Source organism: Myxococcus sp. CA023 (assembly GCF_010998615.1).
In the GTDB taxonomy this organism is placed as follows: Bacteria; Myxococcota; Myxococcia; order Myxococcales; family Myxococcaceae; genus Myxococcus.
Genome location: NZ_JAAEAH010000131.1, coordinates 1 through 15,116 on the forward strand (window position 1 = coordinate 1; position 15,116 = coordinate 15,116).

Sequence of the window (15,116 nt, forward strand, 5' to 3'; positions counted from 1 at the left end):
GCGGGGGACTGTCCGGCGGGCTCCTCCGGCGGCAGCGGCGTCGGCGGGGGGACGGCGCGGGGGTGACAGGCGGACAACATGAGCAGCAGCAGGGCGACGTGGCGCATGGGCGAGGGGAAACTCTACCTTGCACCTCTTGGAGCGCGGCGCGTAGATTGCCCGCGCGCTCATGGCCCGCGAAAAGGACAACATCGCTCTCTCCGACGAGCACAACACTCGTGGAATCGAGCTGGCGGACCGGGGTTGGCTCGACGAGGCCATCAAGGAGTTCAAGAAGGCTATTGACCTCGACCCGAGCTCCGCGCACGCCCACGACAACCTGGCGACCGTCTACGCGGAGAAGAAGCTCTTCCGCGATGCCCTGTCGGAGTACCTCACCGCCCTGAAGCTGGAGCCGGAGAGCGCCACGGCGCACTACAACCTGGCCTGCTTCCTCTCCACCCACGCGGGGGAGATGGCGGTGGAGGAGTACAAGGAAGCCATCGAGTTGGACCCGGAGTATCCGGACGCCCACCTCAACCTGGGCCTCACCTACGCGGACCAGGGCCGCGTGGAGGAGGCGATGCGCGAGCTCCAGACGGCCATCGAGCTGGACTCCCAGGACGCCTTCCCCCGTCACGAGCTGGCCGCGCTGATGATGGACGAGGGCGACTACCGCTCCGCCATCACCCAGTTGAAGGAAGTGGTGCGCCTGGAGCCGGACAACTTCGAGGCGCAGCTGGATTTGGGCATCTGCTTCGCGCAGAAGGGCTTCTACGCGGAGGCGGAGCGCGCCTATGAGCGGGCGCGGGCGCTCAACCCGGAAGACCTGCTGCTCAACTACAACCTGTCCGCCCTGTTCGCGCTGTGGGGGCGTCCCAAGGACGCCGTGCAGTACCTGCAGAAGTCGCTCACCGCGGACCGGCCGAAGGTAATGGGGTGGCTGTCCACCGACCCCATGTTCGACGCCCTCAAGGGTGACCCGGACTTCGAAGCCTTGTTCTGAGCCATGGGCAACGAATGGTTGTTCCTGGGGTTGGCGATCCTCCTCGTATTCGCCAACGGCTTCTTCGTGGCGACCGAGTTCGCCATCGTGAAGATCCGCGCCACGCGGCTCCAGGCCCTGGTGGACGAAGGTGCGCCGGGCGCGCCCACGGCGATGAAGATGGTGGAGAAGCTGGACGCGTACCTCTCCGCCACGCAGTTCGGCATCACCCTGGCCTCCCTGGGCTTGGGCTGGCTGGGTGAGCCGGCCTTCGCGCGTTTGTTGGAGCCGGTGCTGGTGCCGTTGGTACCAGAGGGCGCCTCCGCCACGTTGGCCCACTCCGCGGCGGTGGTGATTGGCTTCAGCATCATCACCTTCCTGCACATCGTCCTCGGTGAGCTGGCGCCCAAGAGCCTGGCGATTCAGCGGCCCGAGGACACGACGCTCGCGGTGGCGCTGCCCATGCGGGTGTTCTACGTCCTGTTCTACCCGGCCATCGTCCTGCTCAACGGGCTGGCGGCGTGGGTGCTGCGCGTCTTCGGCCTCCAGGCGGTGGGGGAGGCGCACGAGGCGCACAGCGAGGACGAACTGCTGGTCATCCTCCACAGCTCGGCGCAGGCGGGCGCGATTACGACGGCGCGCGCGGAGCTGCTGGAGCGCGCGCTGGAGATGGCGCAGAAGACGGCGCGGCAGGTGATGGTTCCGCGCAACCAGGTGAAGTTCCTGGACGTCGAAGAGCCGCTGGAGAAGTGCATCGCGGATGCTCGCGCGTCGGGCCACACGTGGCTGCCGGTGTGCCGGGGCAATCTCGATGAGGTCGAGGGCGTGGTGAACGCCAAGGACCTCTTCTTCCTGCTGTCCCGGGGCGAGCTGCGCAGCCTGGCGCAGGTGCAGCGGCCGGTGCTGTTCATCCCCGAGGGCGCCACGCTGGAGCAGTTGCTGGCGGAGTTCCGGCGCCGGCGCCGGCAGACGGCGCTGGTGGTGGACGAGCACGGCGGCACGTCCGGGCTGGTGACGATTGCCGACGTGGTGGCGGAGGTGGTGGGAGACGTCGCGGAGCTGGGCCGCCGCATGGACGAGGTCCGCGCGCTACCTGGCGGCCGCTTCGAGCTGCCGGGCACCGCGCAGCTCGACGACCTGGAGGAGCGGCTGGACGTCAGCTTCGACCTGGACGAGGACGAAGAGGGCGAAGTGACGACCATCGCCGGCTACCTCATGACGAGGCTGGGCCGTGTTCCCGTGAAGGGGGACACGCTGCGGCTCGACATGTGGCGCATCGTCGTGGACGCGGTGGAAGGGCCACGCGTGGTGCGTGTCACCGTGGAGCCGCAGTCGCGGACGGCGCCCTCGCGCACCGCGTCGGACGGCTCTGCGGGCTCCGGTGAGCCGCCCTCGAGCGCCTCGAACGAGTCCTGAGCCCGTAGACGCTGGTTCCTGGCTGGGGCTTCTTCGCTGCGGGCGACCCTCGCTTCACGACGCGGCGGTTCTGTCTCGCCATTCCCGGGGTCATGATGCGTGCGTGATGCCCGGCACGCGCGGCTTCCATGCCGACGTTCGTGTGCTCGACGAGGCCCTCGCGCACCGCGTCGACACGCCTGCCTGTCAGGTGGACACGGGTGGGGCCGTGCCGAAGGAACCCAGCGTCTACCGAGAGCATGTCAGACCGGAATGCTACGTCCCGCCGGAAGGTCACGCGCTCGCGTGGCGCAACAGGACTCAACAGGGCTGAAGCAGCCACACCGGCGGGAGGACGTCATGGGAGCGTAGAAGCGCGGTGCACACGCCGCCGCCTCGCAGTGCGCGCGCTACAGCTACAGAGCACGTCTGCTCTGTCGCAGACCAGGCAACCGAACGTATGGCGATGCGTGGCATGGCCATGCTTGATCGTCTGGAAGGTGGCTGGTACTCCTTTCTGCTGAACGCTCCGAGGCCGATTTTTCGGCCTCGCGCGCGATTTTCTCCTCGTACCGAGCCCGCTCTAGGAGCCCGCTGGCATGCGAATCAAGCGGTTGGACATCACCGGCTTCAAGTCCTTCATGGAACGGAGCGTCTTCACGTTCGATGAAGGCGTGACGGGCATCGTCGGGCCCAACGGCTGCGGCAAGTCCAACGTCGTGGACGCCATCCGCTGGGTGATGGGTGAGCAGAGCGCGAAGAACCTCCGTGGCCGCGGCATGGAGGACGTCATCTTCAACGGCTCGGAGAACAAGCCGCCGCTGTCCATGGCGGAGGTGTCGCTCACGTTCATCGTGGATGACACGGACCAGCTCGCGCCCCAGTACCAGGGCTTCTCCGAAGTGACGGTGACGCGGCGCCTGTTCCGCAACGGCGACTCCGAGTACCTCATCAACAAGACGCTGTGCCGCCTGCTGGACATCACCGAGTTGTTCCTCGGTACCGGCGTGGGCACGAAGGCGTACTCCATCATCGAGCAGGGCCGCGTGGGCCTCATCGTGTCCAGCAAGCCGGAGGACCGGCGCCACCTGCTGGAGGAGGCCGCGGGCGTCACCAAGTACAAGGCCCGCCGCAAGGCCGCCGAGCGCAAGATGGAGGCGACCGACGCCAACCTGCTGCGCGTCACCGACATCACCAACGAGCTGGAGAAGCGGCTCGACGCGCTGTCGCGCCAGGCGAAGAAGGCGGAGAAGTACAAGAAGCTCAAGGCGCGCATGCGGGACATCGACCTGCACGCGGCCACCCACCGCCAGCTGGAGTTGATGGCGGAGAAGAAGATGCTCCAGTCGCGGCTGGAGAACCTGGGCTCCGAGGAACGGGAGAGCCTGGACCGGGTGAAGGAGCTGGAGGAGACCATCACCCGGCGCCGCACGGAGCTGGAGGCGGAAACCGCCGCGCTCCAGGCGCTGGCCGCGGAGGTGCACACGCTGGAGAGCTCCCTGCAGCGCGACACGCAGGAGATGACCTACGGCAAGCGCGACCTGGAGGAGACGCGGGCCCGCGTGGCCGCCGCCCAGGTGGAGCTGGACGGGCTCCTGGCGCGCAAGGCGGAGATGTCCGAGGCCATGGCCGCCCGCGAGGCGGAGCTGTCGGGCATCGCCGGCTCGTGGAAGGAGGACGAGGTCGCGATGCAGGTGGCGCAGGAGGAATTGCGCCGCGTGTCCCAGCTCCAGACGGAGGTGGCGCTGCGCCTGGAGCAGGAGCGCGCCGGCCTGGTGGCCGTGGCCACGCGCCTGGCCAACCACGAGAGCAACCTGGTCAACCTCGCCCGCCAGCGGGGGGATTTGGGCGCCCGCCGCGCGAAGCTCCAGGGCGAGCTGGAAACCCTGCGCGCCCAGGAGCAGACGCTGGAGAACGTCCGGGGCGACGTGGCGAAGCGGGTGGAGGACACCCGGCACCTCGCCGCGGAGCTGGCCGAGCGCAAGGGCCAGGAGGAGGACGCGCTCACCCGCACCCGCGCGGCCTTCACGGAGAACGAAATCGAGGTCATCGCGCTGCGGGAGGAGCTGAGTGACAAGCGCAGCCGCCTCTCCACGCTGGAAGACATCCAGAAGAACTACGACGGCTTCGACCGCGGCGTGCGCGCCGTGATGACGCGCGCCGGTGTGCAGGCCCGTGAGCAGGGCATTTTCGGCCTGGTCGCGGACGTCATCAACGTCACCCCGCGCTACGAGCGCGCGGTGGAGGCCGCCCTGGGGGAGCGGCTCCAGCACGTCATCGTCGAGAGCCGCGACAAGGGCGTGGAGCTGGTGGACTACCTCAAGGGCCACGCCGAGGGCCGGGGCAGCTTCCTCCCGGTGCCCGCGCTGGACACGCTGCCGGCCCCGCTGGAGCCGGACTTCAGCCAGCCTGGCGTGCTCGCGCATGCCCTGCGTGAGGTGACGTGTGAGGAGGCGCTGACGCCGCTCGTCCAACTGCTGCTGGGGGACGTCGTCATCGTCCAGGACGTGGCCACGGCGCGCGCGTGGACCGAGTCGGGTGGCCCGGCGTGCACGCTGGTGACGGTGGAGGGCGAGGTGTTCCGCCCGGACGGCACCATCGTCGGCGGTGAGAGCGAGGGCGCGGCGGTGGGCGCGCTCCAGAAGAAGCGCGAAATCGCCGAGCTGGCCACCGAGGTGGCCCGCGTGGAGGAGCGCTACAACGAGATTCTCACCCGGCACTACACGCTCCAGAAGCAGATGGGGCACGCGGAGGGCGTCCTCAAGGGGCTGGCGAAGAATCAGCACGCCGAGGAGCTGAACCTCGCCAGCCAGGAGAAGGACCTGCACAAGGCGGGCGAGGACCTGGCCCGCGTGCGCGAGCGGGTGCGGGCCCTGGAAGTGGAGGAGGGGCAGCTCACCCAGAGCCACCAGGCCCTGGAGCACGAGGAGGAGGCGAGCCGCGGCGAGGTGGCGCATGGTCAGGCGGACCGCGAGGGCCGCGAGGAGCGTGTGAAGCAGCTGGTGTCCGAACAGGAGTCGCTGCGCCTGCGCGCGGAGACGGCCAACGGCGAGCTGACGGGCCTGCGCATCAAGGTGGCCGCCGGCAGCGAGCGTGGCGAGTCGGCCCGCAAGGAGCTGGACAGCCTCGTCTCCCAGCGTCAGGACATGGAGACGCGCATCACCCGGCTCCAGGCCACGGTGGTGGAGGGTGGGGCGCGCGTCGAGGAGCTGGCGCGGCGCACGACGGACACCGAGGGCGGCCTGTCCCAGCGGGCCGAGGAGCACCGGCTCGCCGCGGAAGGGCTGGAGTCGCGCCGCGCGGCGCACACCACGGCCTCCGTGGAAGTGCGTGAGCAGGACGCGACGTTCCGCGAGCTGCGCGGCCGCGTGGACGAGCTGATGCAGGGCCTGTCGCAAATCTCGCTGCGGGAGCGCGAAATCGCCCTGGAGCTGGAGCACCTGGCGGCGGGCATCCGCGAGCGGCACCAGGTGGAGCTGGCGAACGAACTGCACAAGTACCACATGCTGGCCGCGCTGGCCCCGGAGACGGAGGCGGAGCTGAAGGACTTGCGCGCGCAAGTGGAGAAGATGGGGGAGATCAACCTCACCGCCATCGACGAGCACGCGGAGCTGTCCAAGCGCTACGACTTCCTCACCGCGCAGAAGAAGGACCTGCAGTCCTCCATCGAGCAGCTGAAGGAGGCCATCCAGCGCATCGACGCCACCAGCCGCGAGCGCTTCAAGCAGACCTTCGACGTGGTGAACGAGAAGTTCCAGGCCATCTTCCCGCGCCTGTTTGGCGGTGGCCGGGCCAGCCTCATCCTCACCAACGAGGGGCCGGGCGGGGAGCCGGGCGTGGAAATCGTCGCCCAGCCGCCCGGTAAGAAGCTGCAGAGCGTCAACCTGCTGTCGGGTGGCGAGAAGGCCCTCACCGCCGTGGGCCTCATCTTCGGCATCTTCCTCATCAAGCCGACGCCCTTCTGCCTCCTCGACGAGGTCGACGCGCCGTTGGATGAGGGCAACGTGGGCCGCTACAACGACATGGTGAAGGAGATGAGCAAGCAGTCGCAGTTCATCCTCATCACCCACAACAAGCGGACCATGGAGGTCTCCAACACCCTCTATGGCGTCACCATGGAGGAGCCGGGCATCTCCAAGCTCGTCAGCGTGCGCATGCGCGAGGCGGGCGCGGCCAACGACGACAAGGTGACGGCGGCGTAGGCCCGTCCCGGGCGGGCAGGGCACCGGGCCTCCGGTGTCCGCCCCGCGGCGACGGTTTCCCCCTCAGAAACACAGAAGGCGCGGGCCCCGGCTTCCGGGCTCCCGCGCCTTCGTGTTTTTCCGCCGTGGGGCGGGGGACTCCTAGAACTTCTTCTTCGGGCAGGCGGCCTTGTCCTGCGCGGCCATCTTCTCCGCGTCGGCCAGTTCCTTCACCGACTCGTCGACGTTCTTCTGGGTGGCGGCGACGACGTCACCCCAGTTCTCCGCGTCCTTCGCCGCCATCTCCGTGGCCAGCGCCAGCGCGGCCTGGTCCGTGGCCTGGCGGGCCATGATGGACTCGATGACGCCCGTGTCCGCCTTCACCAGCGCGTCGCACTTGCTGGACATCTCGTCGAACAGGCGCCAGTTCTTGGTCTTCTGGTAGCGGTCCACGACCTCGGCGTAGGCCAGGGCCGCCGGGGTGCGGGCGCCATCGGCGATGGCCGAGTCCGCCGCGCGCTGGGTGCGGTTGAGGTCCAGCTGGAGGAAGCGCAGCTCGGGCGGCAGGGCGGCCGACGCGGCGTCCGGCGCGGACGAGTCGAAGTGGACGAAGCGGTAGGAGAAGCCCAGCTCGTCGGAGGTCAGCTTCGCCGGCAGCGCGGCAATCTTCGGCTGGAGGCAGGCGGCCAGCTGGTCCGCCTCGGTGTTGCCGGAGGGCGCGAAGGTGACCTCGGCCGGGGTGGGCTGCGTCTTCAGCAGCTTGATCTTCGCCGTCAGCGGCGGCGGGACCTGCTCCTTGAAGTTGGCGTAGCAGTCACACCAGCTCTGCTGCGCGAGGCGCACCGCGCCGGTGAAGTCCGAGCCCTCGTTGATGTTGAAGGTGACGGAGTTGAGGCCGCTGGTGGTGTGCTCGAAGGGGATGGCCGCCTCCACCGGCTGCGCGCCCTTGGGCAGCGCGGACAGCTTCACCTGGGTGTCCACCACCTTCTGGATGCAGGCCTGGCCTTCCGGGGTGAGGTTCGTCCCAGTGACGGCGTGCGAAGCGCCCTGGTCCGTGACGGTCGTCTTGACCTCCACCGTGGTGCTCTTCTCCGCGCCCCGGTGCTTCGGGTCCACCAGGCACTCCATCACCTGGGGACGCGTGGTGAGCAGCGCGCCCAGCACGACGCCCTGGCTCGCCTGCTCCGGGAGCTGGAGCTCACGCGGGAAGCAATTCACCAGGTCGAACGGGGGCTGGTTGGTGATGCGGACACGCTCCTCGGTCGACGTGGGCTGTCCGGCCTGGGCTGCGGGCTTCTGCTGGCCGGCGCAAGCGGCAGTGAAGACGACGGAGGCTACGGCAACACGACGCAACATGCGGTTGTTCTCCCTAGAGGTGGACCTGCGTGCGGACTTCTTTACTTCTCCAGGCCCTCGGCGTTCTTGAGGTCCTTGAGCCGAAGCCCGTTCTTTTTCAAAAGGCGATAAAGGCTCTGCATGGACAGGCCGGTGCGCTGCTCCGCGGCCTTCATGTCGAAACCCACGGTTTTCATGACCTCGGCGAAATACAGGCGCTCGAAGTCGGCCAGCACCCTGTCCTTGGCCTCGTGGTAGGGCAGGGTGCCCACCAGCGTGGCCACCTGGGTGGTGGGGGGCTGTCCCTCCGCGCGTCGCGAGGGCTGGGCGAGGAAGTCCAGCCAGCTGCTGTTGCCCGTCTCCTCCATGAGGGCGCCGCGCTCCAGCACGTTGCGCAGCTCGCGCACGTTGCCTGGCCACTCATAGCCCTCGAAGAGGGCCAGCGTCTGGGGCGTGAGGGTGATGCTGGCGCGCAGCGTCTGGGCCAGGGCCTGGGCCAGCGCGGGCAAATCGTCACGCCGGGTGCGCAGGGGCGGCAGGCGCACGCGCGCCACCGCGAGTCGGAAGTACAGGTCCGCGCGGAAACGGCCCTGGCGCACGTCCTCTTCCAGGTTCCGGTGGGTGGAGGCGATGACGCGCACGTCCACCGCCACCGGCTGGCCGTCCAGCGACGGCACCTCGCGCGTCTCCAGCACGCGCAGCAGCTTACCCTGCACGGGCAGCGGCAGCTCGCCCACCTCGTCCATGAAGAGGGTGCCGCCCCGGGCCGCCTCGAAGACGCCCCGCGCCTCGCGGTCCTCGCCGTCACCCGCGCGCAGGCCGCCGAAGAGCTCGCGCTCGGCCTTCTCCTCGGAGATGAGGTTGCAGTCCACGACCTTGAAGGGGCCGTGGCGCCGCGCCGAGTGCTGGTGCACCGCGCGCGCCGCCAGCTCCTTGCCGGTGCCTGTCTCACCCTCCACGAGCAGGCTCATGTCCTCGCGGGCGATGCGGCGCAGCTCCGTGAAGACCCAGCGCATCTTCTCCGAGGCGCCCACCAGCGCGCCGAAGGACTCCGCCCCCGCCACATCCACCTCGGTGGGACGCGGGGCGACCTTCACGGAGAGCTTCGTCTTGCCCAGCTCGACCTTGTCGCCGCTGGTCAGGTAGGCCTGCACCACCTGCCGGCCGTCCAGGAAGGTGCCGTTGCGGCTGCCGGTGTCGCGCAGCAGCAGCCCGCGCGAGGTGCGCTCCACCTCCAGGTGGCGGCGGCTCACCGTGGCGTCGGTGAGGACCAGGTCGCAGGCGCTGTCGGAGCCCACGCGGACCAGTCCGTCCTGTGTCTTCACCTTCTTGCCCTTGTCAGGTCCGGCAACCACCTCCACCGTCCATTCGGGGATGGGGATTCGGGTGGTGCGGCCTTCCTGCTCCGTCTGAGTGGTCTGGGTGACCTCGGGCCTATCCATATCGGGTCCTCTTTAGGTGCGAGTCGCATGGGCGGGCAAGCCCGACGCGAGGCTCTTCACATCGGGAAAACTCAAGGCAGTACGAGTGGAACAATCCTGCCTGAGGGTTGTTGAACGCGCGCTTCGACTGGCACGAGCGCCAGCCGTGCGCGGGCAAGTGTTTGGGGAAGTGCGGGGCGGCCGTCGAGCGTGAGCACCAGGTCCCCCGCGGAGAGCTTCGCGCCCTCGGGTGCGGCGCGCACATAGAGGCCGCCGGGGCGCCGCGCCAGTGTTTCCAGCAGCGCGGCGTCCGCGTCCGGGTTGGCGAAGCGCAGGCGCTGCATGCGCAGGCTTTGCGGGTCCTGCCCGGCTTCTGTGCGCAGCGGCGATTCCAGGTCGGTTATGTCCTTGGGCATCCACGCCGCCATGTCGAGCACGTCCCACGGCGCCCACGCCAGGGAGGTGGCCAGCGCGGGGGATGGCGCGCGGCGTGGCTTCAGGTGGCTCGACAGGCCGCGGAGTGCTTCGCGCGTGAGCTCCTCCATGAGGCTCGTCAGCTCCGGAGCCGGGTCCGCGCCCTCATCAAGGATGTCTGCGTAGGGATTCACGGTGGCCTCCCCGAAGACCTCCAGCACCACCTCGTGCGTGGCGGGGTGGAGGACCTCGACACGGCCCACGTACATCACCACCTCGGTGGCGCTCTGGCCCACCGTGTAGCCCTCGGTGTCAATCAGTTCACGTTCACCGGACTGGATGCGTTTCTCCGCCGAGGGGCGGAGGACCATCAACCCGTCAGGCTGGACGCCGTAGGAGGCCAATGTCGCCACCACAGCGCGCGTCAGCCCGTGACCGCCGTTCTCGCCGGACCGCGCCACCTCCAACTCGGTGGGGCCGAAGAAGAGGGCCACGTCACCCGTCTGCGCCAGGGCCACATTCACCAGCCGCTGAGACAACTCCACGGCGCGCCAGTCAGGCTCCGCCCACTGGAAGCCGAAGGGCTGGACGACCACCGCGGACGCGCCCAGCGATTCGGGCACGGCGCCACGCACCTGGAAGGGGGTGCTCCGGCAGGCAGCGGCCAGGATGGCCACCATGAGCAGCGTCAGGCGCGGGCAGTGGAAGAGGGCGGTGTGTTTCAAGACCCCCCATACAAGACGAACGTTCGGCCAGAATCCAGAATCCTGCGTCACTCCCTCGCGGAAGGACGCAGGAATCCGGATGGGACCTCAGTAGTGGGCCGACGGGTCGCTTGCGGGGAAGGTCTCCAGCAGATCCTCGTCCACCGCGTCGCGCGTCGTGTCATTGCCGCCCGATGCAACGCTCGCGTTGGTGGGCTGCTTCTCCACCGAGTCCGCGCCGCGCCTGCCCCCTTGGGCCGAGCGCTTGCGGCCGGTGCCCGCCCTGGAGACGCCCCCCATGCGGGCGCCGAGCAGATTCTTGGCCCGCTCGGCGAGGTTTCGCTGCTCCTCCTGCCAATCGCGGAAGAACTGGGCGAGCTCGGGGTCGCCGGTTTCCTCGGCATCCCGGATGTACGCCTCACTGGTCGAGGCGCCCTTGAGCAGGTGGTACAGGACGCTGATGAGGTTGTACTGCTCGTCCCGGGTCCCCGTCTGCCGCTCTTCGCCTGCCATGCCGCCTCCCGTGGATGAGTGAAGTGCCACGGGGAGAAAGCTATGCACGGCGGCCGGGAGCCTTGGCGGGGGCGGCTGCCCGCCTGCCTGGGTTGCTCAGGCCTGGAGCATCGGCTCCAGGCGGCCCTCGGTGTCCAGGCGGGACAAGTCCGAGTAGCCGCCGACGTGCGTGTCGCCAATGAAGATTTGCGGCACGGTGCGCTGGCCACCGCTCATCTCCACGAGCTTCGCGCGCAGGTCGTCGTCTCCAGTGACATCCACCTCTTCGTAATCCACGCCCTTGCGCTTGAGCAGGTCCTTGGCGCGGACGCAGTAGCCACAGTAGGTGGTCGTAAAGATCTTCACGGGCTTCACGGGTGTCTCCTCCTTCGTATTCACCAAAATAAGGGCCGGGAGGGAGTGCCGCCACCCAGCCCACAAAGACGACGGCCCCCGGATCCCCATGAGGGAGCCGGAGGCCGCGTTCAGGACGTCACCCCGGACGGATGCCGGGGTGAGGGGCGGACTACATGCCCATGCCGCCCATACCGCCCATACCACCCATCCCGCCCATGCCACCGCCGGCGGGGAGGTCCTTCTCCTCCTTCGGACGCTCCGCCACCATGGCCTCGGTGGTGAGCATCAGCGAGGACACGGACGCCGCGTTCTGCAGCGCGGTGCGGCTGACCTTGGCCGGGTCGATGACACCGGCGGCCAGCAGGTCCTCGTAGGTGCCCGTGGCGGCGTTGAAGCCGAACGGACCGGAGGACTCCTTGACCTTGTTCACCACCACGCTGCCCTCCAGGCCGCCGTTGCCGACGATCTGGCGGAGGGGCTCCTCGACCGCGCGGCGGATGATGTCCACGCCGAACTTCTCACCGCCGGACAGCTGCAGGCTTTCCAGCGCCTTGAGGCAGCGGATGTAGGCCACGCCGCCGCCAGGGACGACGCCCTCTTCCACGGCCGCGCGGGTCGCGTTGAGCGCGTCCTCGACGCGGGCCTTCTTCTCCTTCATCTCCGTCTCGGTGGCCGCGCCGACGTTGATGACGGCCACGCCGCCCACGAGCTTCGCCAGACGCTCCTGGAGCTTCTCGCGGTCGTAGTCGCTGGTGGTCTCCTCGATCTGGGCGCGGATCTGCTTCACGCGCGCTTCGATCTCCTGCTGGCCACCGGCACCGTCGACGATGGTGGTGTTGTCCTTGTCCACCGTGATGCGCTTCGCGCGGCCCAGGTCCTGGAGGGTGATGGTGTCCAGCTTGATGCCCAGGTCCTCGGCGATCATCCGGCCGCCCGTCAGGGTGGCGATGTCCTCGAGCATGGCCTTGCGGCGGTCACCGAAGCCCGGCGCCTTCACCGCGCACACGTTCAGCACGCCGCGGATCTTGTTGACCACCAGGGTGGCCAGGGCCTCGCCCTCGATGTCCTCGGCGATGATGAGCAGGGGCTTACCGGCGCGGGCGACCTGCTCCAGGATGGGCAGGAGGTCCTTCATCGAGGAGATCTTCTTCTCGTTGATGAGGATGAGCGCGTCGTTGAGCGCCGCCTCCATGCGCTCCGGGTCCGTCACGAAGTACGGGGACAGGTAGCCGCGGTCGAACTGCATGCCTTCGACCACGTCCAGCGTCGTCTCCAGGCCCTTGGCCTCTTCGACGGTGATGACGCCTTCCTTGCCCACCTTCTCCATCGCGTCCGCGATGATGGTGCCGATGGTCTCGTCACCGTTGGCGGAGATGGTACCGACCTGGGCAATCTCCTTCTTGTCCTTGGTCGGCTTGGCCAGCTTCTTCAGCTCGGCGACGATGGCGGCCACGGCCTTGTCGATGCCGCGCTTGATGTCCATCGGGTTGTGGCCCGCGGCGACCAGCTTCGCGCCCTCGCGGAAGATGGCCTGCGCCAGCACGGTGGCCGTGGTGGTGCCGTCACCGGCGACGTCAGACGTCTTGGAGGCAACCTCCTTGACCATCTGCGCGCCCATGTTCTCGAACTTGTTCTCGAGCTCGATCTCCTTGGCGACCGTCACACCGTCCTTGGTGATGGTCGGGGAGCCGAAGCTCTTCTCGATGACGACGTTGCGGCCCTTGGGGCCCAGGGTGACCTTGACCGCATCGGCCAGGATGTTGACGCCGCGGAGGATGGCCTCACGCGCGCGCACGTCGAAAAGAATGTCCTTCGCCATTTGGATGGTTCCTTGAAGGAAGAGTGGGGGAAGCCGGATTACTTCTCGATGACGCCGAGCACATCCTCTTCACGGAGGATGAGGTGCTCCTCGCCGTCGAGCTTGATCTCGGTGCCCGCGTACTTGCTGAACAGGATGGTGTCGCCGGCCTTGATGTCCAGCGGGCGGACCTTGCCGTCCTCCTGCACCTTGCCGTTGCCCACGGCGACGACCTTGCCCTCCAGGGGCTTCTCCTTCGCCGTGTCGGGGATGAAGAGGCCGCCCTTGGTCTTGTTCTCCTCGGCGACGCGCTTGACGATGAGCCGATCCTGCAGGGGACGAATCTTCATGGCCTGCTCCTTACATGTCGCTTCCGGCGCCGTTTCCGGTGGCAACCGAAAGCTGCTTGGGGGTTGAAAAAGGGCCTTGCGACCCATGGGGTTAGCACTCGCACCTCATGAGTGCTAACGCCCAGGCGCGGCGGATAATAACCAGCGAAGTCGACCCGTCAAGCGACGCTGGCTGACCGCTCCTGAACGTGCCAACTGCGCGGCATTGCTGGGGTTTTTCCGTGACGTCCTCGACCCGTGGCTTCATGCCCGGCGGGCTGCCGTGGGGCGCTGGATTGGCACTCGTGCTACCCGAGTGCTAACGCAAGTGCCTGGAATCACTGGGAGTGGCTTTTGCCGCGCCCGCACCCGATTGCTACGCTTCTCAGGTCTCCTCCGGGCGACGTCCGCCCGGCGAATGACGGGAGGTGTCAATGAGTGGACTGGTGGCGTCCCTGTCTCTGAAGGAGTTCTTCAAGTCTCTTCTGGGCGAGGTCACGGGGCGGCAGCGGGTAGAACTGGCGGAGGTGACGGAGTTCTACCTGGTGAACCTGCTGTCCGAGTTCGCCGTCACCGACAAGCTGTTCACCCGCGAGGAGGACGGGCGCAAGGACCACGAGCCCCTGGCCATCCTCTACCACCAGGCCTTGCAGCAGGAGCGCGCCGAGCGCATCCGCACCCTGCGCCGGCTGGGCGACGTTTCGCTGTACACCGTGGGCTTCTTCTCCGGCGCGCTGCAGAGCGGCGTGGTGGGGCCGGACTACTACATCCAGATGGGTGGCACGGCGTATGGCCACGTGGCGGAGCTGGCGCCGGCGGCGGGCTTCGCGCAGGTGTATCGGGAGCTGTGCGAGAAGTTCCGCAAGGTGGTGGAGGTGCTGGAGGAGATCTCCGCGCGGGGCATGGTGCGGGCCGGCCCCAGCGGCGCGCTGAAGGTGTACGAGGCGTGGGTCCGCACCGGAAGTGACCGGCTGGAGCGCGTGCTGCTCGACGCGGGGATGATGCCGCGGCCCAAGGGACAGCTCGCCAACTAGCCGGAGGTGGGGATGATTGGCCGCGTTCAGGACCACCTGGAGGCCATCTACGGCTTCACGTGCGAGGCAAGGGCGGAGGTCTTCGTGGTGGACACGGAGGCCGCCGCCCAATTGGGAGGCACCGGCCGCGCCGACGAGGAGCTGCTGGTGCACGAGGCAGGCGACGCGCTGGAGCTGGCCCTCTACCTGTCACCGGCGCTGCTCGACAGGCTCAAGCCCTACGAATCCGGTCCGCTGGGGTACGTGCTGGACAGCGACCTGGCCGGTTACTGCCAGCTGGCCGAAGGCGTGAGCCACTTCCTCTACGTGGCCCACACGGCGGCCCACGGCCGGACGGTGTCGCTGCTGGAGTTGGAGGCGCAGGCGGAGGTGGACAAGTTCGCGGTGTGCCTGCTGCTCCGGTGGGGCGAAGGCGTGGGGGCCTGGGCGCAGGAGCTGCTCCAGCGTCTCTTCGATCGGGTGTCCTACCGCAAGCAGCTCTCCATCCAGGAGCGGTGGCGCTACGAGGAGGCGAACCGGCTGTCACGCCGCTTCTGCTCGCGGCTGATGGGGCACGTCGCCGCCCGGCGGTTGGACCGGCTGCTGGGGGACCTGCGTTACGCCTACCGGCTGGGGGCGGAGGCCAAGCTTCGCCATTTCGCGAATGGTGGGTGCTGTCTCTTATACCCATCTGACGCTGCCGACGATCTTAC

11 protein-coding genes are annotated in these 15,116 nt (G+C 68.3%); 4 read left to right on the forward strand and 7 right to left on the reverse strand.

From position 1 onward, the window contains the following. Positions 1–169 precede the first annotated feature (169 nt). The 3 genes from F8M74_RS35815 to smc all read left to right on the forward strand — a co-directional run bounded on the left by F8M74_RS35815 (position 170) and on the right by smc (position 6,561). Positions 170–985, forward strand: a complete 816-nt coding sequence (locus F8M74_RS35815) for a lipopolysaccharide assembly protein LapB (RefSeq protein ID WP_141258474.1) — start codon at positions 170–172, stop codon at positions 983–985. A 3-nt stretch (positions 986–988) separates the two neighbouring features. Next, positions 989–2,380: a hemolysin family protein gene (locus tag F8M74_RS35820; RefSeq protein WP_141258475.1), complete on the forward strand. Its 1,392-nt coding sequence runs from the start codon at positions 989–991 to the stop codon at positions 2,378–2,380. A gap of 578 nt (positions 2,381–2,958) precedes the next feature. Beyond that, positions 2,959–6,561, forward strand: coding sequence for a chromosome segregation protein SMC (gene smc / locus F8M74_RS35825; protein WP_141258476.1), 3,603 nt, complete (start codon positions 2,959–2,961; stop codon positions 6,559–6,561). 141 nt (positions 6,562–6,702) lie between these two features. Here smc and F8M74_RS35830 read toward each other — a convergent pair whose 3' ends face one another. The 7 genes from F8M74_RS35830 to groES form a co-directional block, all read right to left on the reverse strand. Beyond that, positions 6,703–7,896, reverse strand: a complete 1,194-nt coding sequence (locus tag F8M74_RS35830) for a hypothetical protein (RefSeq protein WP_141258477.1) — start codon at positions 7,894–7,896, stop codon at positions 6,703–6,705. Positions 7,897–7,937: 41 nt separating this feature from the next. After that, the gene (locus tag F8M74_RS35835) at positions 7,938–9,317 is read right to left on the reverse strand and encodes a sigma 54-interacting transcriptional regulator (protein ID WP_141258478.1); all 1,380 of its coding nucleotides are present in this window, start codon (positions 9,315–9,317) and stop codon (positions 7,938–7,940) included. Positions 9,318–9,388: 71 nt separating this feature from the next. Further along, positions 9,389–10,435, reverse strand: a complete 1,047-nt coding sequence (locus F8M74_RS35840) for a hypothetical protein (RefSeq protein ID WP_216620440.1) — start codon at positions 10,433–10,435, stop codon at positions 9,389–9,391. An 87-nt stretch (positions 10,436–10,522) separates the two neighbouring features. After that, positions 10,523–10,927: a hypothetical protein gene (locus tag F8M74_RS35845; RefSeq protein ID WP_163884718.1), complete on the reverse strand. Its 405-nt coding sequence runs from the start codon at positions 10,925–10,927 to the stop codon at positions 10,523–10,525. Positions 10,928–11,023: 96 nt separating this feature from the next. After that, positions 11,024–11,281, reverse strand: a complete 258-nt coding sequence (grxC, locus tag F8M74_RS35850; RefSeq protein ID WP_140793932.1) for a glutaredoxin 3 — start codon at positions 11,279–11,281, stop codon at positions 11,024–11,026. A 151-nt stretch (positions 11,282–11,432) separates the two neighbouring features. Continuing rightward, the gene (gene groL / locus F8M74_RS35855) at positions 11,433–13,082 is read right to left on the reverse strand and encodes a chaperonin GroEL (protein ID WP_141258481.1); all 1,650 of its coding nucleotides are present in this window, start codon (positions 13,080–13,082) and stop codon (positions 11,433–11,435) included. Positions 13,083–13,120: 38 nt separating this feature from the next. Next, on the reverse strand, positions 13,121–13,411 hold the full coding sequence (gene groES / locus F8M74_RS35860; protein ID WP_013941457.1) for a co-chaperone GroES: 291 nt from the start codon (positions 13,409–13,411) through the stop codon (positions 13,121–13,123). A gap of 413 nt (positions 13,412–13,824) precedes the next feature. Here groES and F8M74_RS35865 point away from each other — a divergent pair, with 413 nt between their 5' ends. Beyond that, entirely contained in the window at positions 13,825–14,424 is a 600-nt protein-coding gene (locus tag F8M74_RS35865) for a hypothetical protein (RefSeq protein WP_171410368.1), read from the forward strand. Positions 14,425–15,116: the final 692 nt, after the last annotated feature.

Bases quoted from the DNA above. Each gene is read 5' to 3' on its own strand.
- F8M74_RS35815 (WP_141258474.1), top strand. From the start codon at position 170: ATGGCCCGCGAAAAGGACAACATCGCTCTCTCCGACGAGCACAACACT.
- F8M74_RS35865 (WP_171410368.1), top strand. From the start codon at position 13,825: ATGAGTGGACTGGTGGCGTCCCTGTCTCTGAAGGAGTTCTTCAAGTCT.
- groL (WP_141258481.1), bottom strand. From the start codon at position 13,082: ATGGCGAAGGACATTCTTTTCGACGTGCGCGCGCGTGAGGCCATCCTC.
- smc (WP_141258476.1), top strand. From the start codon at position 2,959: ATGCGAATCAAGCGGTTGGACATCACCGGCTTCAAGTCCTTCATGGAA.
- F8M74_RS35845 (WP_163884718.1), bottom strand. From the start codon at position 10,927: ATGGCAGGCGAAGAGCGGCAGACGGGGACCCGGGACGAGCAGTACAAC.
- F8M74_RS35820 (WP_141258475.1), top strand. From the start codon at position 989: ATGGGCAACGAATGGTTGTTCCTGGGGTTGGCGATCCTCCTCGTATTC.
- groES (WP_013941457.1), bottom strand. From the start codon at position 13,411: ATGAAGATTCGTCCCCTGCAGGATCGGCTCATCGTCAAGCGCGTCGCC.
- F8M74_RS35830 (WP_141258477.1), bottom strand. From the start codon at position 7,896: ATGTTGCGTCGTGTTGCCGTAGCCTCCGTCGTCTTCACTGCCGCTTGC.
- F8M74_RS35835 (WP_141258478.1), bottom strand. From the start codon at position 9,317: ATGGATAGGCCCGAGGTCACCCAGACCACTCAGACGGAGCAGGAAGGC.